Genomic DNA, 26,024 nt, shown 5'->3' with positions numbered 1-26,024 from the left:
CAATCGAATGCGGAAGGAGCATCCATGTTGACGCTGCGCTGGAGCCCCACCTCGCCCTATGTGCGCAAGGTGATGATGGTCCTGATCGAACGCGGGCTGGAGGACCGGATGGAGCGGGTGACGACCGATCCCTGGTCGGCCGAAACCGACCTGCCGACGGACAACCCGCTGGGCAAGGTGCCGGCATTGACGCTGGAGGACGGCACCACGCTGTTCGACAGCCCGGTGATCGTCGAGTATCTCGATTCGCTGGACGGCCGGGCGCCGCTGTTCCCGCCTGCCGGCCCGGCGCGCTGGACGGCGCTGCGCCAGCAGGCCATCGCCGACGGCATCTGCGACGCCGCCATCCTGCGCCGGCTGGAATCCATGCGTCCGGATGGCGAGAAATCGGCCAACTGGATGGAGCGCCAGCGCAAGGCGGTCGCCCGTTCGCTCGACCTGCTGGAGGCGGAGGCCGCGTCGCTGGAGGGGGAGCCCACCATCGGCAGCCTGTCGGTGCTGGTGGCGCTCGGTTACCTCGATTTCCGCTTCGGGCACGAGGATTGGCGCGAGGGTCGTCCGGCGCTGACCGGCTGGTTCACCAAGGCCTCTGACCGTGACAGCCTGCGGCGGACGGCGCCGCCGGTGTAACGTCGGCGCTCCTTCCAGATTTTACGCGGTATGCGTGCAGTAACGCGGCGCCCGGCCCAGTCGGGCGCCGCTATTCGTTTCACGCGCTGTTTACATTCGATTCACCATGACCGCCCGCAAGACCGATGATTTCCGGCCTCCGGCAATCTTTCGATTGTGCGTAGCGAAAACTTCATCCAACCGTCACCGATTCATCCAACCAGAAGGGCTACCCATGGCACCGGCCGGCTTGCGGAGAACCGCGGGCGCGGTACGGACAACCTCCAAGCCACGGGTGGCCCATATGGCAAAGCCTATCGACCAGCGCCGGCGGTCCGGCATCAAGTCGAAGATGCTGATCGCCTTCGGAACCGTGGCGGCACTGCCCTGCATCGCGGCGGTGGTCGGCTGGATGTCCTACGGCGCCGTCCGCGGCCATGTCGCCGACATCACCGGCACCCAGGTGCCGGTGCTCAGCGCCGCCCACGGCCTTGCCACCACCACGGCGCGGGTGCTGGCGCTGGGGCCGCTGATCGACGCCGCATCCTCCGAAGAGGATCTGCTCCGGCTGCGCAACGCGGCGGGCGAGCAGCGCCGGGCGCTGGACGGTCAGCTCGCCCGGCTGGCCGGCGGGCATGGCCATACTGGTGGCGATGCGGCCCACGTCGCCGAACTGACCGGAACCGCGCGTTCTCTGCTGGGCACCATCGATGCGCTGGGGACGGCGACCGGACGGCGGCTGACCCTGCAAGAGCAGCGCAGCGGCCGGTTGGCGGAGTTGAGCGACGCGCACGCCCGGCTGCTCGCCGCGCTGAAGCCGGACATGCAGGCCTCGCGAGAGCAGCTGGCCCAGGCGATTTCCGCGATGGTGCAGGCGACCTCCGAGTCCTCCGCGGTGATCGGCGCCGAGCTGGGGCAGACGGTGATCCCGCTGTTCCAGTTGCGCGGTGCCGAGGCGGCCCTTGCCAAATCGCTGCTGATCGGCGCCTTCGAGACCAACCGGTCCAAGGTGATGTCGCTCTCGACCGACTTCGACTCCGCCCTGTCCGACCTTCAGGGCGCGCTGCGTCCCCTGGCCAAGAGCGAGGCGGCGGCCCCGGTGGTGGCGACGATCAACGAGCTTGCCGCCTTCGGCGACGGCGATGCCAGCGTCTACACCCGCCGCGTCCGCCAGCTGACCCCCGGCATTCCGGAGGCGGAGGCGCAGAAGCTGGCCGAATCGCTGGCGGCCGGTGTCGACGACATCGTCCGGCTGGACCGCGACGCCAACGCCCGCATGCTGCCGCTGATGCTGAATTCGCGTGGCCGCATCGCCGAGGCCGGCAACGCGATCGCCGAGCGGATGCAGGATTTGTCCACCAACACGGTCCCGGCGGCGCAGCAGCGCTACACCGTGCTGAGCGGCCTGATGGCCGACGCCAATCTGCTGGCCGGCAAGCTGGCGGAAGCCGGCAACGCCGAGACGCCGGCCCGTCTGGCCGCCGCCCGCCGCATGCTGGACCCGCTGGCCGCGACGATCCGCGGCACCTTGACCGCCTCCGGCGACGATCTGGGCGCGGAGGTCCGCCGGCTGGCGGACCGGCTGCTGGAACTCGGCTTCGGCACCGACGGCATCCTGGCGCTGCGGGCCGGCGAACTGGCGGCCTATGCCGAGAATGCCACGCTGATCGACAGCAACCGCAGCACCGGCGCCACCCTGACCGCCATGGTCGACGGGCTGGTCCAGGCGGCGGAAAAGGCGACCGCCGACGGCGCCGCCGCCGCCCACGAGGCGCTGGAGCGCACCAATCAGGTTCAGATCCTGCTGGCGACCGCCGGCGTGCTGCTGGCCGGGCTGATCGTCTCGCTCTATGTCGGGCGCCGCGTCGTCGGCCGGATGGAGACGCTCGCCGACGCCATGCGCCGGGTTGCCGACGGCGACCTGACGGTGGAGCAGAAGGCCGACGGCAATGACGAGATCACCGACATGGCCCGCGCGCTGTTCGTCTTCATCGCCAACGCCCGCGCCATGGAAGAGGCGCACGAGAAGGTGGAGATCGAGCGCCGCAACGCCGCGTCGGCCCGCCGCACCAGCATGCTGGAGATCGCCGACCAGTTCGAGCGCAACGTGCTGAGCAGCGTCGAAACGCTGGCGGAGGCCGCGCGCCAGATGGCCGCCCGCGCCCGTTCGCTGACCGACATCGCCGCCAACGCCAACGACCGCGCCGATGCCGCGATGCAGCTGTCCGGGGAAATGGCGGCGGGGATCCAGCAGGTGGCGACCGCCGCATCGGAAATCTCCCAGTCCATCGCCGAGATCAGCAAGCGCACCGGCGAATCGGCCCGCATCATCGGCGACACCGCCGCAGGCGCGGAGCAGGTGAAAGCCACCGTCGCCGACCTGTCGAGCACGGCGGGAGAGATCGGCACCGTCGTCGGTCTGATCGACGAGATCGCCGGCCAGACCAACCTGCTGGCGCTGAACGCCACCATCGAGGCGGCGAGGGCAGGGGAGATGGGCCGTGGCTTCGCCGTGGTCGCCGGAGAGGTGAAGGCCCTTGCCGGTCAGACCGCCCAGGCCACCGCCGAGATCGCCCGCCAGATCGCCGCGACCCAGGCGGCCAGCCGCGAGACGGCGGAGGTGGTGGCGGCCATGGCCGGCAGCGTCCAGCGCATCGAATCCAACGCCTCGGCCATCGCCGCGGCGGTTGAGGAGCAGGCGACCATCACGTCGAGCATCGTCGACAGCTCCCACCGCGTTGCGGTCGGCACCCAGGCGGCGTCGGACCATGTCGCCGGCCTGTCGGAGGCCGCGGCCAAGGTGCGGACCCAGGCCGGCGACGTGCTGCTGGTGGCGGAAGGCCTGTCGCACGAGGCGACCAGCCTCGGCTCCGCCGTGCATCTGTTCCTCCAGGAAATCCGGGCCGCGCGATGAGCCTTCCCAGGACTTCGCGTTCCCGGCCTCGAACGGGTCGGTTTCATAAAACTGACACGTAAACAAAACAAACCCGTCACCGGCGGCGGCTATGGTCACCGCGACGAAGAAGGCGGGTTCCGACATCCGGCCAAGGCCGGGCTTTTCCGAAAAACCCAACCAAACCGTCCAAACCTATCGGGAGTTTAGCCGTGAAAACCATGACCTCGGCGTTCGTTCGCTGCGCCGCCTTCGGTGCCCTGGCCGTCCTGTCCGTGTCGGTCGCGCCGATTTCGGTCGCTTCGGCCGCCGACATCTCCGGCGCCGGCGCCACCTTCCCGTACCCGATCTATGCCAAGTGGGCCGACGCCTACAAGAAGGAGACGGGCACGGGCCTGAACTACCAGTCGATCGGTTCGGGCGGCGGCATCAAGCAGATCAAGGCCAAGACGGTCACCTTCGGCGCGTCGGACATGCCGCTGAAGCCGGAAGAGCTGGAGCAGGCCGGTCTGATCCAGTTCCCGATGATCATGGGCGGCGTGGTTCCGGTCGTGAACCTGAAGGGCATCAAGGCCGGCGAGGTCAAGCTGTCGGGCACCGTTCTCGCCAACATCTACATGGGCGAGATCACCAAGTGGAACGACGCGCAGATCAAGGCGCTGAACCCCAACGTCAACCTGCCGAACACCGCCATCGCCCCGGTCTACCGCTCTGACGGGTCGGGCACCAACTTCCTGTTCACCGACTACCTGTCGAAGACCAGCCCGAAGTTCAAGACCCAGATCGGCGCCAACACCTCCGTCCAGTGACCGGCCGGCATCGGCGCCAAGGGCAACGAGGGCGTTGCCAACATGGTCAAGCAGACGGACGGCTCGATCGGCTACGTCGAATACGCCTACGCCAAGCAGAACAACATCACCCACCTCGACCTGCAGAACAAGGACGGCAAGACCGTCTCGCCGAAGATCGAGGCCTTCCAGGCTGCCGCCGCCAACGCCGACTGGGCGAACAGCAAGGGCTACTACGTCCTGCTGACCGACGAGCCGGGTGCGGAGAGCTGGCCGATCACCGGCGCCAGCTTCATCCTGATGTACAAGGCTCCGCAGGACGCTGCGTCTTCGGCCGAAGCGCTGAAGTTCTTCGACTGGGCTTACAAGAGCGGCGGCAAGATGGCGACCGATCTGGACTATGTCCCGATGCCGGAAGCCGTGGTGTCGCTGGTCCAGAAGACCTGGTCGCAGACCATCCAGGCCGACGGCAAGCCGGTCTGGACCGCGTCGGCCAAGTAACGACGGCCAACCGACCTCGGGCGGGCCGCCGGCCGGCTCGCCCGAGGGCATGATCGCCGGAGGGGACGGAAATTGCGCCGTCCCCTCCGCACGCCTCACGGAGCGGCCATGACCGAGATCGCGCTGACCTTGACCGACGCACACGCCTCCACCGCCCGACGGGCCCGCCGCCAGCGCCTGCAGGATGCGGCTTTCCGCAACGCCACCCTCGCATTCGCGCTGCTCGTCCTGCTGATCCTGGGCGGCGTCACGGTTTCCCTGATTGACGGCGCGCTGCCGGCACTCCGCGCGTTCGGCTTCGGATTCGTCGCAACCGAAGTCTGGAACCCGGTGTCGGAGGAATTCGGCGCGCTCGCCCCCATTTACGGCACGCTGATAACGTCGGTCATCGCCATGGCTGTCGGCATTCCCGTCAGCTTCGGCATCGCCCTGTTCATCACCGAGATGTGCCCCGCCTGGCTGAAGCGCCCGCTCGGCGTCGCCATCGAGCTGCTCGCCGGCATCCCCAGCATCATCTATGGCATCTGGGGCCTGTTCGTCTTCGCCCCCTTCATGCAGTCGACCATCCAGCCCTTCCTGATCAATACGCTGGGCCAGATCCCCGGCATCGGCAACCTGTTCATGGGCCCGCCCTACGGCATCGGCATCCTGACCGCCGGCCTGATCCTGGGCATCATGGTTCTGCCCTTCATCACCTCCATCACCCGCGACGTCTTCGAGACGGTGCCGCCGATGGTGCGTGAATCCGCCTACGGGCTGGGCGCCACCACCTGGGAGGTGGTGTGGAACGTGGTGCTGCCCTACACCCGCACCGGCGTCGTCGGCGGCGTGATGCTGGGGCTGGGCCGCGCGCTGGGCGAGACGATGGCGGTGACCTTCGTCATCGGCAACGCGCACCGCATCAGCTCCTCGATCATGGCACCGGGCACGACGATCTCGGCCTCCATCGCCAACGAGTTCACCGAGGCGGTGGGCGACGTCTACACCTCCTCGCTGGTGGCGCTCGGCCTGATCCTGTTCCTGATCACCTTCGCCGTCCTGTCGATCGCCAAGCTGATGCTGCTGCGCCTGCAGCGCAAGGCCGGAGTCTGAGGCCCATGACGATGTCCAATTCCGCGACGCTGGCGACGCCCATCGGCGGGCTCTATCACCGCCGGCGCATCGCCAACAAGCTGGCGCTGTCCCTGGCGCTCGGAGCCGCCGGCTTCGGCCTTTTCTGGCTGGTCGCCATCCTGTGGACGCTGCTCTACAACGGGCTGTCGGCCATCAACCTCAGCCTGTTCACCGAGAACACCCCGCCGCCGGGCGGCGAGGGCGGCCTGCTGAACGCCATCTTCGGCAGCGTCGTCATGACCGCGGTCGCCACCGCGGTCGGCACCCCGGTCGGCGTCATGGCCGGAACCTACCTGGCCGAGTTCGGGCGCAACACGAAGCTGGCCGAGGTGGTGCGCTTCATCAACGACGTGCTGCTGAGCGCGCCGTCGATCATGGTCGGCCTGTTCGTCTACGAGGTTCTGGTCGTCCGCATGGGCCATTTCTCGGCCTGGGCGGGCGCCATGGCCCTGGCGGTTCTGGTGATCCCGGTCGTCGTCCGCACGACCGAGGACATGCTGAAGCTGGTGCCCAACAGCCTGCGCGAGGCCGCCGCCGCGCTCGGCGCTCCGCAATGGAAGGTGATCACGATGGTCGCCTACCGTGCCGCCCGCAACGGCATGATCACCGGCATGCTGCTGGCCGTCGCCCGCATCAGCGGCGAAACCGCACCGCTGCTGTTCACCGCCCTGAACAACCAGTTCTGGAGCGCGGACATGAACGCGCCGATGGCCAACCTGCCGGTGGTCATCTTCCAGTACGCGATGTCGCCCTATGAGGACTGGCGCCAGCTGGCCTGGGGCGGCGCGCTGCTGATCACGGTCGCCATCCTGCTCCTCAACATCGGCGCCCGGCTGCTGGCCGGTCTCGGCACGACGAGAAAGTAACCATGACGATGACCCACATGGACGCCAACAGCCACGCCCACGGCAGCCACCCGATGCCCCCCGGCATGATGGCCGGAGCCGCCGCCGAGCGTGCCATCGCCGGTGCCGGCCTGCCCGAGAAGATCACCGTCCGCAACCTGGACTTCTTCTATGACGGCTATCGCGCGCTGAAGAGCATCTCGCTGCCGCTGTACGACCGTCAGGTCACCGCCTTCATCGGCCCGTCGGGCTGCGGCAAGTCGACCCTGCTGCGCATCCTGAACCGGATGTACGACCTCTATCCCAAGCAGGTCGCCACCGGCGAGGTCATGCTGGACGGCGTCAACATCCTGTCGCCCAAGCAGGACCTGAACCTGCTGCGCGCCCGCGTCGGCATGGTGTTCCAGAAGCCGACGCCGTTCCCGATGTCGATCTACGACAACATCGCCTTCGGCGTGAAGCTGTACGAGAAGCTGTCCCGCGCCGACATGGACGAGCGGGTGGAGTTCTCGCTGCGCCGCGCCGCCTTGTGGGACGAGGTGAAGGACAAGCTGCGCCAGAACGGCATGAGCCTGTCCGGCGGCCAGCAGCAGCGCCTGTGCATCGCCCGCGCCATCGCGGTGAAGCCGTCGGTCCTGCTGCTCGACGAGCCGACCTCGGCGCTCGACCCGATCTCCACCGCCAAGTGCGAGGAGCTGATCGACGAGCTGCGCTCCGACTACTGCATCGCCATCGTGACCCACAACATGCAGCAGGCGGCCCGCATCTCCAACTTCACCGCCTTCATGTATCTGGGCGAGCTGATCGAATTCGGGAACACGGAAGAGATCTTCACCAACCCGACCAAGGAAAAGACCTCCGAATACATCACCGGCCGTTTCGGCTGAGGTGGTTTGTGCCGCCGGTCTTTCCCGCAATGGGGAGGGCCGGCGGCATTTTGTCTTGTCGGCGTTGAAAGCGCCCAAATGATTTCCATAATCATTATTATGTGTTTTTATTCGTGAGCGGGGGTGGGTTCTATCCTGAAGTGCAACTCTTGTTTTAGAACAGGAACTTAGGCTTTGGGGGCGGGCATGGGCGAACATTATTCCCACATCAGTTTTGCGGAACGGCGCCGGATCCATGATATGCGCGACGCCCAGGTTCCAGTAGCGGCGATCGCCGAGGCGCTTGGCCGGCATCGCTCGACGATCCACCGGGAAATCCGGCGCAATTTCTACCACGATCCGTTTCGTGACCGCTGGGGCAAGGAATACAAGGGCTACTACTGCACCAGTGCCCAGAAATATGCCCGAGATCGTCGCGCCCGCCGTCGGCTAAAGCTGACCTTGCACCCGACGTTGCGCGACCACGTCATCGCCAAGCTTCAGGAAGGCTGATCTCCTCAGCAGATCGCGGGCCGGCTCAAACGCGACGCCCTACCCGCCGGGACCGTGTCTCATGAGACGATCTACCGGTTCATCTATGGCCCCGAAGGGCGTGAGCAAAAGCTGTATGCGTTTCTGGCGGCCCGGCGTCGGCGCCGACAGCGCATGGGACGCAAACCGCGCAGCAGCCCGATCCCCGCGGAGCGCTCGATCGTCCGCCGCCCGGCCGACATCGCCACACGGCAGAGCTTTGGGCATTGGGAATGCGACCTGGTGATTTTCGCCCGCCAGTTCGGCAAAGCCAACGTCACCTCCTTGCAGGAACGCCAAAGCCGCTTCCACATCCTGCTCGCCAACGAGGATCGCCGCTCCGCGCGAGTGATCGGCCGGGTCGCCGAAGCCCTCGCCCCGCTTCCCCGTCAGGCGCGCCAGACCATCACTTTCGATCGCGGGACAGAATTCTTTGCCTACAAGGCCTTGCCCATGGACAGCTACTTCTGTGATCCGCACAGCCCTTGGCAAAAGGGAGGGGTCGAGAACGCCAATGGCCGTCTGCGCCGACATCTGCCGCGGGCCTCTCCAGAAGCTGACCGGTCTGCTCCAGCCCTCGCAGCCCTCGCCCAACACTTGAACAACATCCCACGGCGATGCCTGGATTATCGCACGCCGGCCGAAGTCTTCGCCGCAAACTTGGCCGCCCTCTCCAACTCAGCCTAGATGGCACCTCCCCCGCCCGGTCGTCCCGGTGGGTCCACAGGCTTGATCCGCCTTCGGCTATGGAGGCCCGTCGGATCAAGCCTGGCAGGTTCACGCGCCGTGAGGGTCTCGCTTCCCCCGTCTCCGCTGCGACGCTCATCGCATATCGAAAAGCTCCTGGTGGAAGCGCTGTTCCACCGGCATTCCTTGAGCCGCAAAATCCTGCCGCAGCGCCTGCCCGAATCCTGTCGGGCCGCAGAACCAGACGCTGGCGTCGCGCCATCCTGGCACGGCTGCGCGGATGCGCTCCCCGGTCAGTTGGCCATCGCGGCCATCGATCAGCAGGTGCAGGCACACGCCCGCGGCAGCGGCGTCGGCGGTCAGCTTGGCGATGGCGACCTCGTCATAATCGCGTGTGGTGTGGAAGAAGTGGATGGCTTGCGGATGCCGCTCCGGACGTATCGCCAGATACTTCATGCGGGCGATGAAGGGCGTCACGCCGATGCCGCCGCCCACCCAGATTTGGTGAGGGCATTGGTCGTCGAAGGTGAAACAGCCGTACGGCCCCTCGACCGTCACCGCCTGACCGACCTGCAGCGTGCTCGGCAGGCGCTGCGTATGGTCCCCCAGTTCCTTGATGATGAAGACGATGCGGTGCTCGGCCTCGTTCCAGGCGGAGGCAATGGTATAGGGATGTGCACCTTCCGCGGCGTCCGACACGGCGAAGGCGAACTGGCCCGCCTTGTGACCGGGCCATCCCTGCGGCACGTCGATTTCCGCCTCCAGCACGCGCAGGTCAGGATAGGTGTGGAGGGCGCGGATGGTGCCCGGAACCCGCCGTCCGGCACCGACGCGGCCTAGCAGGGACAGGACGGCGGCCCATGTGCCGCTGGCGAGCAACGCCCCGAGAACCCAGCCGATGGGCGCGGTCCAGTAAGCGAATTTGGTGAGGATGACCGTGTGGAAGACCAGCGCCAGATAGGCGATCGGCAGCAGGCGGTGAGTCCGAAGGAACAGCCGGTATGGAAAGCTCTTGATCAGTGCGAGCACGATCAGCAGCAGGATGGCATAGAACGCCCATTCGCCGACCGCTTCCGCAATGCCGCGCAGGTCGATGAATGTCTGGGCGACCGGGTTGTCCGGCGTTGCACCCGATGCCGCGCCCGGCGCTGCACGCGGGCCCCGCCGCGGCCGGTCCAGCCAGCCCCACCCCACCGCCCATTTCGTTCCCTGTGTCCAAAGCCAGTGGACGTCCGCAAATGCGAGGGCGCCGATACCCAGCCATTTGTGCAGGCGGTACATCTTGTCCAGACCGCCGAACCATGGTTCGGGCCAGCGTGGACGCAAAGCCAGGATCATGGCGACGCTCATGCAGCCGACGGCGATCACGCCGCTGTGCTGGACCATGGCGGCGCGGAATGCGAAGTAGCCGGTCCATTGCAGGATCGAGGGGTCGGCGGCAAGCCACAGCACGCTCGACAGCGCCAGAAGCCCCCAAAAGGACAGCTTGATCCTCTGCATGGCGACCTTCCTCCTGCTGTGCCGCCGAGGAAGCGGCAGTGCATGAATGATTTTACCGATGGCGACGGCGAACAAGTCGATTTCATGAAATGCAGCCATCCTCAGCCGGAGCAGGTGCAGAGTCCGTCGTGGTTCATGATGGATAAGGGCGCACGCTCACCCGGCAAAACATATCCGCCATCGGAAATATTTCGCTTCACAACAGGCCGCATGCAGCCTATGATCCGCCCCAACTTCGCGATGCCGCCCGGCCCGTCCATTCCGGCCGGGGCACGCCCGCGTCCCTTTTTGGGCGCTTACACCTTTTGAGTCCAAAGGCTTTCCATGTCGTCCGTTCGTCCGCGCAAGGCCGCGATAGCCTTCATTCTCGTCACCGCCGCGCTCGACATCGTGGCGATGGGCATCGTCATTCCGGTGCTGCCGGCGCTGATCGAGGAGTTCGCCGGGGCCGATGCGCAGGCCGGCACCATCAATGGCGCGCTGGTGGCGCTGTGGGCGCTGATGCAATTCTTCTCCTCGCCGGTGATCGGGTCGCTGTCCGACCGTTTTGGCCGGCGTCCGGTGATCCTGCTGTCGGCACTGGGGCTGGCGGCGGACTATGTGCTGATGGCGGTGGCGCCGAATTTGTGGTGGCTGGTGGTCGGCCGTGCCGTTGCCGGCATCACCTCCTCCAGCTTCACCACTGTCTTCGCCTATATGGCCGACGTGACGCCGCCGGAGCAGCGGGCGCGCGCCTATGGCCTGATCGGCGCCGCCTTCAGCGCCGGCTTCATCGCCGGACCGCTGCTGGGCGGAGTGCTGGGCGAGATCTCGCCGCGGGCACCCTTCTGGGGTGCCGGCCTGCTCAGCGGGCTTGCCTTCCTCTATGGTCTGGCGGTGCTGCCGGAATCGCTTCCGCAGGAAAGCCGCATGGCCTTTTCCTGGCGCCGCGCCAACCCGTTCGGAGCGTTCCAGCTGCTGCGCTCGCACCCGGAACTGTCGGGCCTGTCGATGGTCAATTTCATGCTGCATGTCTCCCATCAGGTCTTCCCCGCCGTCTTCGTGCTTTATGCCGCGCACCGCTATGGCTGGAGTGCCTGGGACGTTGGGCTTCTGCTGTCGATGGTCGGTGCACTCGACATGCTCATGCAGGGGCTGGTGGTGTCGCGCGTGGTGAAATGGCTGGGCGACCGCGGCACGATGATCGTCGGCCTGTTCGGCGGGGCGGTCGGGCTGGCCTGCATGGGGCTGGCGCCGGACGGCGGCTGGTTCGCCTTCGCCATCGTGCCGAATGCGCTGTGGGGGCTGGCGATGCCGACCATCCAGTCGCTGATGACGCAACGGGTCAGCCCGTCCGAACAGGGCCAGCTGCAGGGCGCCAACATGAGCGTGGCAAGCGTCGCCGGCATCCTGTCGCCGGTCTTCTTCGGCACGGTCTATTCCGCCTCGGTGGGCAGCGATCCGCTGTTCCCGCATCCGGGCGCCGCCTTCCTGATCGCGGCCCTGGTGATGCTGGTGGGCGCGCTGATCGGCTGGGTGGTGGCGCGGCGCAACGGCCGGGCGGGAGAAGCGGGCGGCGTTGCGGCCTGACTTCTCCACCGCCCTGCCCTCTCCCGTGGCTTGCTCCCTGGCGGCCCCCATGGCCGGCCCTTGCACCGGCTGTGGGGCGTCCCACATAGCTGTCGCGCCACGCCGCACAATGTCCCATTGCTCCGCTGCGTTATCAGCGGTGGGAATTTGCCGGCTGACAAGGTAAGACTGTCGGCTTATCCATCCGCATTGTTGATTGAGACCCGGAGAACGCGATGCTCGCGGCCCCCAACCTGTTCGCCCACCGCCCGGACCGGAGCGTGCGCCCCAAGGCGGCGCCCTTCCTGCCGATGTCGCGCGCAGAAATGGACCGGCTGGGCTGGGACCAGTGCGACGTCATCGTCGTCACCGGCGACGCCTACATCGACCATCCCAGCTTCGGCATGGCGATCATCGGTCGTCTGCTGGAATCGCAGGGCCTGCGCGTCGGCATCATCGCCCAGCCGGACTGGAGCAGTGCGGAGCCGTTCAAGATCCTGGGCAAGCCGCGGCTGTTCTGGGGCGTGACCGGCGGCAACATGGATTCGATGGTCAACCACTACACGGCTGACCGCCGCCTGCGCCACAACGACAGCTACACGCCGAACGACGAGGGCGGAAAGCGGCCGGACCGCGCCGTGATCGTCTATTCCCAGCGCTGCCGCGAAGCCTTCAAGGACGTGCCCATCGTGCTGGGCGGCATCGAGGCCAGCTTGCGCCGCATCGCCCAGTACGATCATTGGAGCGAGAAGATCCGCCGCTCCGTCCTGGTCGATTCCAAGGCGGACATGCTGGTCTACGGCAATGCCGAACGTGCGATCATCGAGATCGCCCAGCGTGCGCTGAAGGGGGAATCGCCCAAGGCGATGACCGACATCCGCGGCACCGCCATCATGCGCTCGTCCCTGCCGGACGGCTGGACGGTGGTGGACAGCAGCTCCATCGACGATCCGTCCGCCCCGGTCTCGCCGCGCGCCGCCGGTGCCGACCGCATGGCGGTGCGGCTGCCCAGCTTCGAGCAGGTGACGGCCGACAAGGTGCTCTATGCCCATGCCAGCCGCGTGCTGCACCAGGAGAGCAATCCCGGCAACGCCCGCGCACTGGTCCAGCGCCACGGCGACCGCGATGTCTGGCTGAACCCGCCGCCGATTCCGCTCGAAACCAACGAGATGGACGGCGTCTACGACCTGTCCTATGCCCGCGCGCCGCATCCGTCCTACGGCGATGCGCGCATCCCGGCGTGGGAAATGATCCGCTTCTCGGTCAACATCATGCGCGGCTGCTTCGGCGGCTGTTCCTTCTGCTCGATCACCGAGCATGAGGGGCGCATCATCCAGAGCCGGTCGGAAGGGTCGATCCTGCGCGAGATCGAGCACATCCGCGACAAGACCAAGGGCTTCACCGGCGTCATCTCCGACATGGGCGGGCCGACCGCCAACATGTATCGCCTCGCCTGCAAGGACAAGGAGACGGAGTCGGTCTGCCGGCGCCCGTCCTGCGTCTTCCCCGACATCTGCAAGAACCTCAACACCGACCATTCCTCGCTGGTCCAGCTCTACCGCAAGGCCCGTGCGGTGCCGGGGGTGAAGAAGATCCACATAGCGTCCGGCCTGCGCTACGACCTCGCCGTCCGCAATCCGGAATATGTGAAGGAACTGGTGACCCACCATGTCGGCGGTTACCTGAAGATCGCGCCGGAACACACCGAGCCGGGACCGCTGGGCAAGATGATGAAGCCCGGCATGGGGGCCTACGACGAGTTCAAGCGGATGTTCGACAAGGCTGCGAAGGAGGCCGGGAAGAAGCTCTACCTGATCCCCTACTTCATCGCCGCCCACCCCGGCACCACGGACGAGGACATGATGAACCTCGCCTTGTGGCTGAAGCGGAACGGCTTCAAGGCGGATCAGGTGCAGACCTTCCTGCCCTCGCCGATGTCGCTGGCGACCGCGATGTACCACAGCGAGCGCAACCCGCTGCGGCCGGTCCGCCGCGTCGGATCGGAAATCGTTTCGTCGGCGAAGGGGTTGAAGCAGCGCCGCCTGCACAAGGCCTTCCTGCGCTACCACGACCCGGAGAACTGGCCGATCCTGCGCGAGGCGCTGAAGCGCATGGGCCGCGAGGACCTGATCGGTCCGGGCGAGGAGCATCTGATCCCAGGCTGGCAGCCGGTCGGCGCCACCGCCAAGCCGCGCGAGAAGGGGGGCAAGACCTTCCTGACCCAGCAGGCCGGCCAGGGCCGCCGTGTGGTGCCGCCGGTGGGCAAGGCGCCGGGGGCGAAGCCGACCGCCGGGGCTGGCGGCAAGCCGTCCGGCATGAAGCCGCGCCAGACCAATTTGAAGGGCCGGTGACGCTAACGTAAGCCTCCGAACTGCCCTCTCCCGCCCCGGGAGAGGGAGGGGACCCGCCGCGAAGCGGTGGGGAGGGTGAGGGGTAACCCAAGACTCCCAAAGCGCATGGTTTCGTGCCTGCCCCCTCACCCTTCCCATGGCAATGCCATGGGCCCCTTCCCTCTCCCGGGGCGGGAGAGGGAATTCAACATCGCATTCCCCAATGGCTCCTTTGACGGCACCGCCGCCCGCATGGCCGGCCCTGCCCCGGTTGGATTCCCATGGCACAGTCGAAACGCACCCCGCGCCCGAACGCCATCCGCAGCGTCCTGGCCTTTACCTTCCGTCACTGGCGCCGCCAGACCCCGCTGGCCGTCGGCATCGCCGGCGCCATCGCCCTGTCGACGCTGGCCGACGTCTTCATGCCGCTGTTCGCCGGCCGGCTGGTCGATGCCCTCACCCTGCTGCCGGGCGACCGCGACGCGGCGCTGCATGCGGCGCTGACCGCCTTCGGCGCCATGGTGGCGCTCGGCGTCGGCATGGTGGTGATGCGCCACATCGCCTGGAGCAGCGTCATCCCCTTCACCCTGCGCATCATGGCGGATGTCGGCCAGGACAGTTTCCACCGCATCCAGCGCTTCTCCACCGACTGGCACGCCAACAGCTTCGCCGGATCGGTGGTGCGCAAGATCACCCGCGGCATGTGGGCGCTCGATACGCTGGACGACACGCTGCTGCTGGCGCTGTGGCCGTCGCTGGTCGTGCTGATCGGCACGATGGTGACGCTGGGGCTGCATTGGCCGGCGATGGGGCTGGTCATCGCGCTCGGCACCGCGGTCTACGTCGCGATGACGGTGCTGTTCTCCACCCTCTACATCGCGCCGGCCGCCCGGCTGTCGAACGCCTGGGACACCAAGCTCGGCGGGACGCTGGCCGATGCCGTCGGCTGCAACGCCGTGGTCAAGGCCTTCGGTGCCGAGCCGCGCGAGGACGACCGGCTGGCCGGCATCGTTGGCAAATGGAGCCGCCGCACCCATCGCACCTGGACCCGCCACACCCGCCACAGCACCGTCCAGCTGGTGGTGCTGCTGCTGATCCGCAGTGCCGTGGTCGCCACCGCGCTCTGGCTGTGGTGGCGCGGGCAGGCGACGCCGGGCGACGTCGCCTATGTGCTGACCACCTACTTCGTCGTGCATGGCTATCTGCGCGACATCGGCATGCACATCAACCACCTCCAGCGCTCCGTCAACGAGATGGAGGAGCTGGTGGCGATCCATGCCGAGCCGCTGGGGGTTGAGGACCGGCCGGACGCCACCCCGATCCGCATCCAGGCGGGCGAGGTGCGCTTCGACCGCGTCACCTTCCAGTATGGCGGCCACACCACGCCGCTCTACCGCGACCTGTCGCTGACCATCGAGGCGGGCGAACGGGTCGGGCTGGTCGGGCCGTCGGGGTCGGGCAAGACCACCTTCGTCAAGCTGATCCAGCGCCTCTATGACGTGACCGACGGCCGGGTGCTGATCGATGGGCAGGAGGTGGCGGAGGCGACGCAGCACTCCCTGCGCTCCCAGATCGCCATCGTCCCGCAGGAGCCGATCCTGTTCCACCGCACGCTCGCGGAGAACATCGCCTATGGCCGTCCCGGCGCGTCGATGGCGGAGATCGAGCGGGCGGCCAAGCTCGCCAACGCCCACGATTTCATCGCCCGCCTGCCCAAGGGCTATGCGACGCTGGTCGGCGAGCGCGGCGTCAAGCTGTCGGGCGGCGAGCGGCAGCGGGTGGCGCTGGCCCGCGCCTTCCTGGCCGACGCGCCGATCCTGATCCTGGACGAGGCGACCTCCAGCCTGGATTCGGAATCGGAGGCGCTGATCCAGGAAGCCATCGAGCGGCTGATGCAGGGGCGCACGGCGATCATCATCGCCCACCGCCTGTCCACCGTGCGTACGCTGGACCGCATCCTGGTCTTCAACCAGGGCCGGGTGGTGGAGGAAGGCAGCCACGCCGCCCTGCTCCACCGGCCGGGCGGGCTCTATCGCCGCCTGTTCGAGCAGCAATCGGCGCCGGAGCCGGTCCGGCGGATCGGGGGCTGAGGCGAGGGAAAGCCCCCTCCCCTCACACGAACAGTTCCATCGTCTGCGGCACGTTGCGCGGCGTCTCCCCCGCCAGGATGGCACGGGCGACGTCGACGGCGGCGAGCAGGCCGCTTTCGGTGAAGGGCTTGGGCAGGCAGCCGATGCCGGTCAGCGGGCCATCCTTCTTCAGCTCGTCGCGGAAGGAGGTGATGAACAGGCAGGGCACACCCAGCCTGGTCAGTCCCCGTGCGGCGTCGATGCCGTTGGTGCCCATGCCCAGATGCACGTCGACCAGGGCGAGATCCGGCTTGTCGTCCGCGGCGATTTCCACCGCCTCCACGGCAGTGACCGCCGGGCCGATGACGCTGTGGCCGACATTCTCCAGATAGAGCTGCTGTTCGAGCGCGATCAGCACCTCGTCTTCAACCAGCAGGATCTTCATCCCGAGATCTCCTCTGGCGAAGAGGTTTCCAGCAGCGGCACCTCGTCCGGCACCGGCAGCTCGATGCGGAAGGTGGTGCCCTGCGTGGTGGTGTCGATGTCGACGCTGGCCCGGATCTGGCCGGCGAGGCTGGAGATCAGGCGCATGCCCAGGCTGCGGCTCTTGCGGATGTCGAAGTTGGACGGCAGGCCCGGCCCGCGGTCCGAGACGGTCAGGCCGAGCTTTTCGCCTTCTCGACGGAAGTTCACCGTCACCCGCGCCGGGCCGTTGCCGCGATGTTTGACCGCGTTGGTGATCAGTTCGTTGGCGATCAGGCCGAGCGGGGCGGCATGGTCGATCGGCAGGTCGATCACGTCCGACCGCACGACGATGTCGCACATGCTGTCGCCGCCGGATGCCCGCGCCAGATCCTCGCACAGCTCGTTCAGGTAGGTGCCGAACTCAATGGTCTGGAACTGGTCGGCCTGATAGAGCCGGTTGTGGACGCGGGCAATCGCCTCGATGCGGCTGCGGGCATCCTGGAAATGCACCCGCACCCCCTCGTCGGGCAGGCTCAGCGTCTGCAGGGTCAGCAGGCTGGACACCAGCTGCAGGCTGTTCTTGACGCGGTGGTTGACCTCGCGAAGCAGGGTCGATTTCTGGCCGACCAGCTTGCGCAGCGCCGCCTCCATCGACTTGATCTCCGTCACGTCGATGTGCATCAGCACAGTGCCGCCGAAGGGGCCTGCCGGCATCGGGGCGGCGAGGCAGCGGAACCAGTGCTGGTTGTTGGTGACATATTCCGCGGACACCGGCGGTCCGCCTTCGCTCAACAGCCGGCGCAGGTTGTCCATCACGGGGTCGGCGCGCGGGTCGGCGGTCTCGCCCCGGCCGCAATGGTCGAGATAATCGTCGCCGACGATGCAGCCCTGGCCGAGGAAGGTCGTTTCCGGCCCGGCTTCGGCCCAGGCGCGGTTGACCGAGACGATGTGGCCGGAGCGGTCGAGCACCGCGATGAAGGCCGGCAGCGCGTCCAGCGTCGCCTTGGTCTGCTCGGCCAGCTGTCGCATGGCAAGCGCGCTGGTCCGCAGCTCCTCCCGGGTGCGGCGACGTTCGGTGATGTCGCGCAGGATGCCGGTGATGAAGCTGCGCCCTTCCGATTCCCAGCGCGCCATCGACAGTTCCAGGTCGATGTGGCTGCCGTCGCGGCGCCGGCCGGACAGCTCCACCGGCTGGGCTGCGGTATCCATGCCGACAGCCCCCGGCCCGCTGCCCTCCGCCATGGCAATCCAGTCGGGAGCATCCCCGCCCAGCAGCACCGCGACGCTCTGTCCGATCAGCTCGTCCGGGCGATAGTCGAACTGACGCGTGGCGGTGCCGTTCATCCACTGAACCATGCCGCGGGTGTCGGTGGTGATGATGGCGTCGGGCGCGGTGTCGACGATGGCGCGATAGCGCGCGTCGCGCTGTTCGCGCAGAACCCGTTCGCGGTTCACCGACGCGGTGACATCGGTCACCTGGATCAGGCAGCGCGCCTCGTTGCCCGCGGATTGCGCATGGGGCGAGGGTGCGTGCGACGGCAGCGGACGGATCACCACATTGTGGACCATCCGCCGCCCGTCCGGCAGGCGCAGCGGAAACAGCATCGGGTTCAGCGTGTGCGACAGGACGCCGGGCGCGCCGGTGGCCAGCGTGTCGCGCACGGCGATGTGCAGGCGCGATTCCCGCAGGTTGGGCAGGGCGTCGAACAGATCATGCCCGAGGATCTCCCTGGCCGTCAGGGTGGAGGCCTGCTCCATCCAGCCGTTCCAGTAGAGAACGCGGCAATGGCGGTCCAGAAGCAGGACGCCGGCATCCAGCGCGCCGAGGACATCCAGTGCCCAGGTGGGTTGTTCAGGCAATCTGGGAGCCATGAGGCGACGTTCCAGCGGATGTGGGTTCTTCGGCGGCGATGCCTTCGATGAAGGCGTGGATCAGTTGCTTCAGAGACTGCAGGGACGAAACCCCCATCAGCAGGGCGATGTAGCCGCGGATGCTGCGGCTGCGGATGGTGAAATCGATATAGAGGAACAGCACCAGCTCATCGCCGCCGCCGACCTTGTCCTTGAGGATGTTGGCGCCGTCGCCGCGCAGCACCGCCGGCAACGAGATGGTCAGCCGGTCCTTCAGCGCGTTGGCGACGACCACCAGGCAACCGTTCAGGATGATGTTGCCGATCTCAGCCAGGGCGTCCTGCTCCAGATCGACGATTTCCGCCAGGGTCAGGTCGCCGCCCAGGACCGCGCGGGCCAGTTCCAGGCTGTTGGCCTCCGGAAAGATCAGCATGGCGCGGCCGTCGAAGGAGCCCTGGAACTGCTGCTCCACCGCCACCAGCCCGCTGCGCTCGCGCGCAGACAGGAAATCCGACGCCTCCTGCCGGCTGACGATGTCCACGGTCGGCACGGACAGCAGAACCTGGTCGTTGACCATGCGGCTGAGATGGGTGGCGGCGCGGCCGACCCCCATATTCACCAACTCGGTCAGCGCATCGCGCTCCAGGTCGGTCAGTTCCACCATCTCTCGGCGCCTGTTCATCTTGGTCTCGGCTTCTCAACCGGCGCCGCCGGGCGGTCGCATCACAAATGTGGCCTATCGATGGGAAAAAAGGCACCCCCGTCAATGTCATATGTTAATTCCGGTACGCCATAGCCGATATAGCCGCCCACGTCCCACAATGGTCAGCCCGACGATCCACCATCCAAAGACCCAAGTTCGGAACCTTTGGCAAGTCTCTGGAATTTTTGCGCAATATTGCTTAAGACGCGAAACTAACTGACCGGCGCGGTGTTGTGGGGCGGGACAGTCTCTCAAGGCGGGGACACCTCACAAGGGACTTGTCCTGCGGGGGATGGCGACTCCACATGTAGGGGCGGTGTCCCCTTGCGATGGGCGCCATGTCTTAGGAGACGTCGATGACCCCCGAGGAACGCACGCTTCTGTCCGACCTGTTCCGCCGCCTGCGCGATGTGGAGTCCCAGCAGACCTCCCAGCCGCGCGACGCCGAAGCGGAGGACTTCATCCGCCGGTCGGTGCAGGACCAGCCGCTGTCGTCCTACTACATGGCGCAGACCGTCCTGGTGCAGCAGCAGGCGCTGACCGCGGCACAGACCCGGATCGAGGAGCTGGAGCGCCAGCTGCGCGAGCGTCCGGCCCAGCCGGCCCAGTCCGGCGGCAGCTTCCTGTCCAACGCGCTCGGCATCGGACGCAGCCCGTGGGGCCGTGGCGCCGAACCTCCCCCTGCCCCCTCCTATCCGCAGGCGCCCCAGGGACAGCCGCCCCAACAGCCCGCCGCCGGCCGCAGCCCGTGGGGGGCGGCGCCCGGTGCCGCCTATCCGCAGCAGCAATACAGCCCCTCGCCTTTCCCGCAGCCGGGCATGGCCCCGCGCGGCGGCGGATTCTTCGCCGGTGCGGCGCAGACCGCAGCCGGCGTGGCCGGTGGCATGCTGGCGGCGAGCGCCATTTCCTCGCTGCTGCACCATTCGCCCGGTCCCTTCGGCACGGCGATGGCCCAGCCCATGGCCGGCGAGACGATCAACGAGACGGTGATCACCAACAACTACTACGGCGAAGACCAGGGCCCGCAAAGCGATGCGGGCGGCGACACGGCGCAGGATGCCGCCTATGCGCCCGACCCGCCGCCGGCCGACGACGCATCGTACGACGATCCGTCCTTCGACGATGGCGGCAGCGGCGGGGACGATTCCTGGGTCTGAGCCCACGGTTACGGGCAGGTCCGGTCAGGCTCGCGATTCCGCATTCTGCGATTGCCTGCTGCGTCGCAGAATGCAGCGTCGGGCGACGGTTTCCGTCCGACGATCCCGGTCATGGTTAACAGGCGCGCGACCCGTGACGGGTGGAGGGGGCCGGTCACGACGGCGTGCCGCTCCAATCTTTCGTGCGCATAAGGTCTTTCCCTGATCGAGAGCTTTACCGCCCTACTTTGGTATGAGCCTTGCTCCCTTGGTCGCGGTTCAGTTCAAACGGAAACACCCTCCATGGCCATCACCGTCACCATCGCCCCCTGCCGCGCCGACCGGTTGCCGAATGGCCGGATGCGGCTGCCGATTCAACTGATTGAGATCGCCCAGGCGATGTCGGACGATTGCGATGGGGATCCGATCCACATTCTGGATTCGGACGGCCAGGAGGCTGCGGTGATCGGCCGGCGCGACGTCGAGATCGAACTGTTCTGAGGATGGGCGCCACATGGCGCGCGATCCTCACTCCTCGTCTTTATAACGGCTGGCGATGTCCGTGAACTCGTCTTCCAGAGCGTTGAAGGCGGCGACGATGGCGGGATCGAAATGGCTGCCGCTGCCGTCGCGGATGATGGAGGCCGCCTTTTCGTGCGGGAAGGGCGGCTTGTAGCAGCGGCGGCTGATCAGCGCATCGTAGACGTCGGCGACCGCCATCAGGCGGGCCGACAGCGGGATCGCCTCCCCCGCCAAGCCTTGGGGATAACCGGTGCCGTCCCAGCGCTCGTGATGGCCGTGGGCGATCTCCCGCGCGATGCGCAGGAACGAGCTTTCGCCGGCGATGGCGAGGTCGGCCTGCCCTTCGGCGGCGAAGATGGCGTCGTGCCCCAGCGCCGCGTGGGTCTTCATCACATGGAACTCGTCGTCGCTGAGCTTGCCCGGTTTCAGCAGGATCGAATCCGGGATGCCGACCTTGCCGACATCGTGCAGCGGCGCCGATTTGTAGAGCAGCTCGATGGTTTCCTCGTCCAACTGGCCGGCATAGCGCGGGTCGCGGCTGAGATGGAGGGCGAGCGCCAGCACATAGTTCTGGGTCCGGCGGATGTGGTTGCCGGTTTCGTTGTCCCGGGTTTCCGCCAGCGAGGCCATGGCGCGGATGGTGGCGTCCTGGGCGCGCAGCAGGTCGCGGGTGCGTTCCGCCACACGATCCTCCAACTGCCGGTTCTGGTCGGCGAGCGCGCGCTGCGCCTCGCGGAGCGCGATGTGGGTGCGGACGCGCGCCAGCATCACCGGCGGGGAGATCGGCTTGGTGATGTAATCGACGGCCCCCACCTCGAACCCGCGGGTCTCGTCATGGACCTGCCCCATGGCGGTGATGAAGATCACCGGCACGCCGCGGGTGCGGGCGTCGCCCTTCAGCCTCCGGCAAACCTCGACCCCGTCCATGCCCGGCATCATCACGTCCAGCAGAATCAGGTCGGGCAGCGGGTCGCCGGCCAGACGGGCAAGCGCCTGCGGGCCGTCCTTCGCCACGATCAGGCCGTAGCTGTCGCGCAACAGATCGGCCATGACCTTCAGGTTGATCGGCTCGTCGTCGACGATCAGGATGCGCGGCTTGTCGCCGTTCGACTGTCCAACCGGGTGCGGCAGGCTCATGTCGCGGTCTCTCTCAAATCGCGCAGGCGGTCGCGCAGTTCGGTCAGGGCAGTGGAGGCGTCGTCGAAATCGAAGGCCCCGGCATGGCGGTTCACCCGCTCGGCCAGGGACGTCACCGGGCTGCCGGCCAGCAGGCGGGCAAGAGCATCGGCCAGATCGCCCGCTTCCGGATCTCCGGCGATCAGCAGGCCGCCCAACCGGTCGGACAGCGACTGCGCGGCGCGCAGCATGTCGCGCGGAAGGCCGGCCGATGTCGGCGGTTCGGGCTGCGGGGTGATGTCCGCAACCGGCCGGGCGAGGGTGCCGATCCCCTCGACCACCCGCGCAAGAGCGTCGGCAAGCCGGTCGAGCAGGCCGTCCCCGATGGCCGGCGGCACCGTCATCGCGCCGGCCTCCACCCGACCGGCCAGACCGGACAGCTCCATGGCGCCGATGGTGGCCGCGGTGCCCTTCAAGGTGTGGGACAGCCGCAGCACGTCCTTCCAGCGGCCCTCGCAAACGGCGGTGGACAGCCGCACCGCCTCCCCCTCGTGGGTGGCGGCGAAATCGATCAGGATCCGGCGCAGCAGGGCAAGGTTGCCGTTCACATTGCGCCGGGCGACCGCGAGGTCGAGCGCCGGCAGGCTGTCGGGCAGCGCCTGGGCGGCCGATACCGGGGAGACCGCCGGCATTGCAGCAGTTCCGGTGGTCGCCGCGCCGCCGCCGAGTCCGCGCACCGGCTTCAGCCAGCGTGCGAGCGCGGCATAGAGCGTTTCCGGGTCGATCGGCTTGGAGACGTGGTCGTTCATGCCGGAATCGAGGCAGCGCTCGCGGTCGCCGGCCATGGCGTGGGCGGTCATGGCGACGATCGGCAGGCTCGACAGCTCCAGCTCGCGCCGGATCAGCCGCGTCGTCTCATAGCCGTCGAGGCCCGGCATCTGCACATCCATCAGCACGAGGTCGAACTTCACCTCGCGCAGGCATTGCAGGGCCTCCTCGCCGCTGCCGACGACGGTGGCCTCGATGCCGACCAGCTCCAACAGGCCGCAGGCGACCTGCTGGTTGACCAGATTGTCCTCCACCAGCAGCACGCTGCGGCCGACCAGTGCCGACAGCTCGGTCGACTGGGCCGGATCATGCACCCGGCGCGCGGACTCGGCGGGCCGGGCCGCAGCCCCGCCCAAGGCCATCATCACCGAATCGAACATGGCGGACGGCGTCACCGGCTTTTCCAGCACGGCGGTGACCGGCCGGTCGGGACCGGCAGTGCCATCGTTCTCCAGCGCGCAGTCCAGCGCCCCCTGAACCCCGTCGGCGCCGTAGGCGGTGGTCATCACCACCGGCGGCTGGGCGCCCGGCAGCGCGCGCAGGCGGCGCAGCGTCTCCACCCCGTCCAGGTCCGGCATGCGCCAGTCCAGCACCACCAGCTCCACCGGCGGCCTGATGCCGGCCTGCCCGTCCTCCAGCCGGCGCAGCGCCGACAGGCCGTCGCCGACCGCTTCGACGGTCAGGCCGAAGCGTTCCAGCATGTCGGTTAGAATCGAGCGGACGGCGTCGCTGTCGTCGACCACCAGCACGCGGCGGTCCATCAGGTCGCGCGGCAGCCGGTCGTCGGTGGTGTCGCCGGCTGCGACCCGGCAGCGGATGGAGAAGCGGAAGATGCTGCCCTCGCCCGGCCGGCTTTCCACCGACACGGTGCCGCCCATCAGCTCCACCAGCTGCCGGCAGATCGCCAGCCCCAGCCCGGTGCCGCCGAAACGCCGCGTCGTGGAGCTGTCGGCCTGGGTGAAGGGGCGGAACAGGGCGGCGGCCTGTTCCGGCGACATGCCGATGCCGGTGTCGCAGACCTCCACCTCCAGCCGGTAATCGTCGGCGGTGCCGATGCGCCCGCCGACCGTCACCGCCACCTCGCCCCGTTCGGTGAACTTCACGGCGTTGGAGACGAGGTTCAGGATGACCTGACCCAGCCGCAGCGGGTCGCCGACCAGCGTGCCCGGCACGCCGCCATGCAGGTCGACGATCAGTTCCAGCCCCTTTTCCCGCACCTTGGGCAGGACGACGGTCGCCACCTCCTGCAACACGTCGCCGATGTGGAAGGGGATCGTCTCGATCGTCAGCTTGCCGGCCTCGACCTTCGAGAAGTCGAGGATGTCGTTGATGATGCCGAGCAGGCTGCGCGAGGAGGCGTGGATCTTGTCGAGGTAATCGCGCTGGCGCGGCGTCAGCTCCGTCTTCGTCATCAGGTGGCTGAGGCCGATCACCGCGTTCATCGGCGTGCGGATCTCGTGGCTCATGTTGGCCAGGAAATCGCTCTTCTGCCGGTTGGCGCGGTCGGCCTCCTCCTTGGCGCGGGCAAGCTCATCCTCGGTCCGCTTGCGGTCGGTCACATCCTTGTGGATGCCGGTGATGCGGGTCGGCAGCCCGTCGGCGCCGCGGTCCGTCACCTTGCCGGCCGACAGGATCCAGACCCAGGCGCCCGACTTGTGGCGCATGCGGAACTCGACCTCATAGACCGGGGCGCGGCCGGCCACATGATCCTCCAGCGTCGCCAGCACGCGGTCGCGGTCGCCCTCGTGCAACAGCGCCAGCCAGGTGGCGCCCCTGCCCGGCAGTTCGCCGGGCGCATAGCCGAGCATGCCGAGCCAGAGGTCGGAGAAATAGGCATGGTCCGTCACCGGGTTCCAGTCCCACAGCCCGGTGATGGAGGCGTCCAGCGCCACCGTCAGCCGCTCCTCGCTTTCCTGCAAGGCGGTCAGCATGCGCTGGCGCTCGGTGATGTCCTGGAAGACGGTGACCGAGCCGACGATGCGGCCATCCTCGCGCAGCGGCACCGCGGTGATCGCGATGGGGAAGATCGTACCGTCGCGCCGGACGAAATGATCGGTTTCCGAGCGGTGGATCTCACCGCGCCGGACGGTGTTGAGGACGGTGCAGTCCTTGCCGGCGACCGGCCGCCCCTGCCCATCCTTGTAATGCACGGCGTCATGCAGGGTGATGCCGCGCAGCTCCTCCAGCGACCAGCCGAGCAGCCGTTCGGCTTCCGGATTCAGGAAGGTGCAGAAGCCGTTGCGGTCCAGCGAGAAGACGCCCTCGCCCATGCTGTCGGTGATGCTCTGCAGGAAGCGGCGGCTGTCCTCAAGCTCCGCCTCCATCCGCTTGCGCTCGGTGATGTCGGTGCGGATGGCGATGTACTGGTGCGGCTGGCCGTCGGCGGTCAGCTGCGGGACGATGGTCGCCGCCACCCAATACTCCTCGCCCGCCTTGGTGCGGTTGCAGATCTCGCCATGCCAGACCTGCCCATCCATGATGGTGTGCCACATCTCCGCAAAGAATCCGGAAGGGTGGCGAGCGGAATTGACGATGCGATGCGACCGGCCCAGCAGCTCCTCGCGGGGGAAGCCGCTGATCTGGCAGAACTTGTCGTTTGCGTAGGTGATGATGCCGCGGTGGTCGGTGATGCTGACGATGGCATGCTGGTCGAGCGCGAATTTCTGCTGTTCCAGCGCCCGCTGCGCAGCGGAGCGTTCCTCCACCAGCCCCGCCATCAGCTGGCTCAGCCGTTCCAGGCTGTCGGTCGGGCTGCTGTCGGCCGCATCCGGCAGTTCGGGGCGGCCGTCCGCCCGCAGCAGGCTGTTGGCAATGCCGCGCAGCCGGCGGATAGCATGGGCCTGCGCCGCCGCCTCGCGCCGAAGGCGCTCGTTGGTATCGGCCAACTCCTCCGAACTCAGCTGCAGGCTGCGCGCCCGGAGCGTCAGGTCGCGGTCGGCCTGCTCATAGCTCTGGCCGATGCGGTTGAACAGCGCCGGCAGCGTCTCCAGCATCCGCGCCGCCTCCGCCGACAGGCCGGCGGTGCCGGCGAGCGCCTTCAGCTCCGCCAGGACGGAGTCCGCCGCCTCGGCGGTCGGCAGGCCCAGCACCCGCTTGAACTGGCTTTGCAGCAGGCGATGCATG

At 67.6% G+C, this 26,024-nt stretch carries 17 protein-coding genes and 2 pseudogenes; 13 read left to right on the top strand and 6 right to left on the bottom strand.

All coding sequences use genetic code 11. The annotated features are described in order from the left end of the window. Window positions 1-24 precede the first annotated feature (24 nt). From CRT60_RS04470 to CRT60_RS04440, 7 genes and pseudogenes are all read left to right on the top strand, one after another. Window positions 25-630, top strand: a complete 606-nt coding sequence (locus CRT60_RS04470; protein WP_098735255.1) for a glutathione S-transferase N-terminal domain-containing protein — start codon at window positions 25-27, stop codon at window positions 628-630. Between the two features lie 283 nt (window positions 631-913). After that, window positions 914-3,523, top strand: coding sequence for a methyl-accepting chemotaxis protein (locus CRT60_RS04465; RefSeq protein WP_244592265.1), 2,610 nt, complete (start codon window positions 914-916; stop codon window positions 3,521-3,523). Window positions 3,524-3,723: 200 nt separating this feature from the next. Then, window positions 3,724-4,791 (top strand): annotated as a pseudogene (gene pstS, locus CRT60_RS37730) (phosphate ABC transporter substrate-binding protein PstS). 108 nt (window positions 4,792-4,899) lie between these two features. Next, window positions 4,900-5,883 (top strand): phosphate ABC transporter permease subunit PstC, encoded by a 984-nt coding sequence (gene pstC, locus CRT60_RS04455; protein ID WP_098735253.1) that lies wholly within the window; start codon window positions 4,900-4,902, stop codon window positions 5,881-5,883. 5 nt (window positions 5,884-5,888) lie between these two features. Next, on the top strand, window positions 5,889-6,770 hold the full coding sequence (gene pstA / locus CRT60_RS04450; protein ID WP_098735252.1) for a phosphate ABC transporter permease PstA: 882 nt from the start codon (window positions 5,889-5,891) through the stop codon (window positions 6,768-6,770). 2 nt (window positions 6,771-6,772) lie between these two features. Then, the gene (pstB, locus tag CRT60_RS04445; RefSeq protein WP_280177197.1) at window positions 6,773-7,636 is read left to right on the top strand and encodes a phosphate ABC transporter ATP-binding protein PstB; all 864 of its coding nucleotides are present in this window, start codon (window positions 6,773-6,775) and stop codon (window positions 7,634-7,636) included. A 186-nt stretch (window positions 7,637-7,822) separates the two neighbouring features. Further along, a pseudogene (locus tag CRT60_RS04440) lies at window positions 7,823-8,809 on the top strand (IS30 family transposase); the annotation flags it as partial. A 159-nt stretch (window positions 8,810-8,968) separates the two neighbouring features. On the opposite strand, the gene CRT60_RS04435 reads toward CRT60_RS04440, so the two are convergent. Next, window positions 8,969-10,408 (bottom strand): ferredoxin reductase family protein, encoded by a 1,440-nt coding sequence (locus CRT60_RS04435; RefSeq protein WP_244592263.1) that lies wholly within the window; start codon window positions 10,406-10,408, stop codon window positions 8,969-8,971. Here CRT60_RS04435 and CRT60_RS35490 point away from each other — a divergent pair. The 4 genes from CRT60_RS35490 (at window position 10,376) to CRT60_RS04420 (ending at window position 16,301) form a co-directional block, all read left to right on the top strand. Continuing rightward, the gene (locus CRT60_RS35490) at window positions 10,376-10,642 is read left to right on the top strand and encodes a hypothetical protein (protein WP_143273085.1); all 267 of its coding nucleotides are present in this window, start codon (window positions 10,376-10,378) and stop codon (window positions 10,640-10,642) included. The genes CRT60_RS04435 and CRT60_RS35490 overlap by 33 nt on opposite strands. A 15-nt stretch (window positions 10,643-10,657) precedes the next feature. Continuing rightward, on the top strand, window positions 10,658-11,902 hold the full coding sequence (locus CRT60_RS04430) for a TCR/Tet family MFS transporter (protein WP_098735250.1): 1,245 nt from the start codon (window positions 10,658-10,660) through the stop codon (window positions 11,900-11,902). Between the two features lie 215 nt (window positions 11,903-12,117). Further along, window positions 12,118-14,232, top strand: coding sequence for a YgiQ family radical SAM protein (locus CRT60_RS04425; RefSeq protein ID WP_098735249.1), 2,115 nt, complete (start codon window positions 12,118-12,120; stop codon window positions 14,230-14,232). Between the two features lie 260 nt (window positions 14,233-14,492). Then, the gene (locus tag CRT60_RS04420) at window positions 14,493-16,301 is read left to right on the top strand and encodes an ABC transporter ATP-binding protein (RefSeq protein ID WP_098735248.1); all 1,809 of its coding nucleotides are present in this window, start codon (window positions 14,493-14,495) and stop codon (window positions 16,299-16,301) included. A 22-nt stretch (window positions 16,302-16,323) separates the two neighbouring features. Here the strand turns inward: CRT60_RS04420 and CRT60_RS04415 are convergent, their stop codons facing one another. Genes CRT60_RS04415 through CRT60_RS04405 form a run of 3 tightly spaced genes read right to left on the bottom strand, consistent with a single transcriptional unit; the run spans window position 16,324 to window position 19,278 of the window. Next, window positions 16,324-16,725 carry a response regulator gene (locus CRT60_RS04415; protein ID WP_098735247.1) on the bottom strand — a complete coding sequence of 134 codons (402 nt, stop codon included), beginning with the start codon at window positions 16,723-16,725 and terminating at the stop codon, window positions 16,324-16,326. Then, complete coding sequence (locus CRT60_RS04410; protein ID WP_244592262.1) at window positions 16,722-18,605, bottom strand: sensor histidine kinase; 1,884 nt, start codon at window positions 18,603-18,605, stop codon at window positions 16,722-16,724. Before CRT60_RS04410 ends, CRT60_RS04415 begins: the two co-directional genes overlap by 4 nt. After that, on the bottom strand, window positions 18,598-19,278 hold the full coding sequence (locus CRT60_RS04405; RefSeq protein WP_244592261.1) for a chemotaxis protein CheC: 681 nt from the start codon (window positions 19,276-19,278) through the stop codon (window positions 18,598-18,600). The genes CRT60_RS04410 and CRT60_RS04405 overlap by 8 nt, the downstream gene beginning before the upstream one ends. Before the next feature lie 377 nt (window positions 19,279-19,655). Here CRT60_RS04405 and CRT60_RS04400 point away from each other — a divergent pair, with 377 nt between their 5' ends. Continuing rightward, complete coding sequence (locus tag CRT60_RS04400; protein WP_098735244.1) at window positions 19,656-20,456, top strand: DUF2076 domain-containing protein; 801 nt, start codon at window positions 19,656-19,658, stop codon at window positions 20,454-20,456. Between the two features lie 282 nt (window positions 20,457-20,738). Then, the gene (locus CRT60_RS04395; RefSeq protein ID WP_098735243.1) at window positions 20,739-20,936 is read left to right on the top strand and encodes a hypothetical protein; all 198 of its coding nucleotides are present in this window, start codon (window positions 20,739-20,741) and stop codon (window positions 20,934-20,936) included. A 27-nt stretch (window positions 20,937-20,963) separates the two neighbouring features. Here CRT60_RS04395 and CRT60_RS04390 read toward each other — a convergent pair whose 3' ends face one another. Continuing rightward, entirely contained in the window at window positions 20,964-22,094 is a 1,131-nt protein-coding gene (locus CRT60_RS04390; protein WP_098735242.1) for an HD-GYP domain-containing protein, read from the bottom strand. Next, window positions 22,091-26,023, bottom strand: coding sequence for a PAS domain S-box protein (locus CRT60_RS04385; RefSeq protein WP_098735241.1), 3,933 nt, complete (start codon window positions 26,021-26,023; stop codon window positions 22,091-22,093). The genes CRT60_RS04390 and CRT60_RS04385 overlap by 4 nt, the downstream gene beginning before the upstream one ends. Between the last annotated feature and the right edge of the window lies 1 nt (window position 26,024).

Source organism: Azospirillum palustre, from assembly GCF_002573965.1.
Classification (GTDB): Bacteria; Pseudomonadota; Alphaproteobacteria; order Azospirillales; family Azospirillaceae; genus Azospirillum; species Azospirillum palustre.
This window is presented reverse-complemented; position numbering and strand designations above follow the sequence as displayed.

Coding starts and splice junctions, on each gene's coding strand:
- pstA (WP_098735252.1), top strand. CDS start 5,889: ATGACGATGTCCAATTCCGCGACGCTGGCGACGCCCATCGGCGGGCTC.
- pstB (WP_280177197.1), top strand. CDS start 6,773: ATGACGATGACCCACATGGACGCCAACAGCCACGCCCACGGCAGCCAC.
- CRT60_RS04420 (WP_098735248.1), top strand. CDS start 14,493: ATGGCACAGTCGAAACGCACCCCGCGCCCGAACGCCATCCGCAGCGTC.
- pstC (WP_098735253.1), top strand. CDS start 4,900: ATGACCGAGATCGCGCTGACCTTGACCGACGCACACGCCTCCACCGCC.
- CRT60_RS04425 (WP_098735249.1), top strand. CDS start 12,118: ATGCTCGCGGCCCCCAACCTGTTCGCCCACCGCCCGGACCGGAGCGTG.
- CRT60_RS04400 (WP_098735244.1), top strand. CDS start 19,656: ATGACCCCCGAGGAACGCACGCTTCTGTCCGACCTGTTCCGCCGCCTG.
- CRT60_RS04470 (WP_098735255.1), top strand. CDS start 25: ATGTTGACGCTGCGCTGGAGCCCCACCTCGCCCTATGTGCGCAAGGTG.
- CRT60_RS04430 (WP_098735250.1), top strand. CDS start 10,658: ATGTCGTCCGTTCGTCCGCGCAAGGCCGCGATAGCCTTCATTCTCGTC.
- CRT60_RS04405 (WP_244592261.1), bottom strand. CDS start 19,278: ATGAACAGGCGCCGAGAGATGGTGGAACTGACCGACCTGGAGCGCGAT.
- CRT60_RS04385 (WP_098735241.1), bottom strand. CDS start 26,023: ATGCATCGCCTGCTGCAAAGCCAGTTCAAGCGGGTGCTGGGCCTGCCG.
- CRT60_RS04395 (WP_098735243.1), top strand. CDS start 20,739: ATGGCCATCACCGTCACCATCGCCCCCTGCCGCGCCGACCGGTTGCCG.
- CRT60_RS04390 (WP_098735242.1), bottom strand. CDS start 22,094: ATGAGCCTGCCGCACCCGGTTGGACAGTCGAACGGCGACAAGCCGCGC.
- CRT60_RS35490 (WP_143273085.1), top strand. CDS start 10,376: ATGAATGATTTTACCGATGGCGACGGCGAACAAGTCGATTTCATGAAA.
- CRT60_RS04415 (WP_098735247.1), bottom strand. CDS start 16,725: ATGAAGATCCTGCTGGTTGAAGACGAGGTGCTGATCGCGCTCGAACAG.
- CRT60_RS04465 (WP_244592265.1), top strand. CDS start 914: ATGGCAAAGCCTATCGACCAGCGCCGGCGGTCCGGCATCAAGTCGAAG.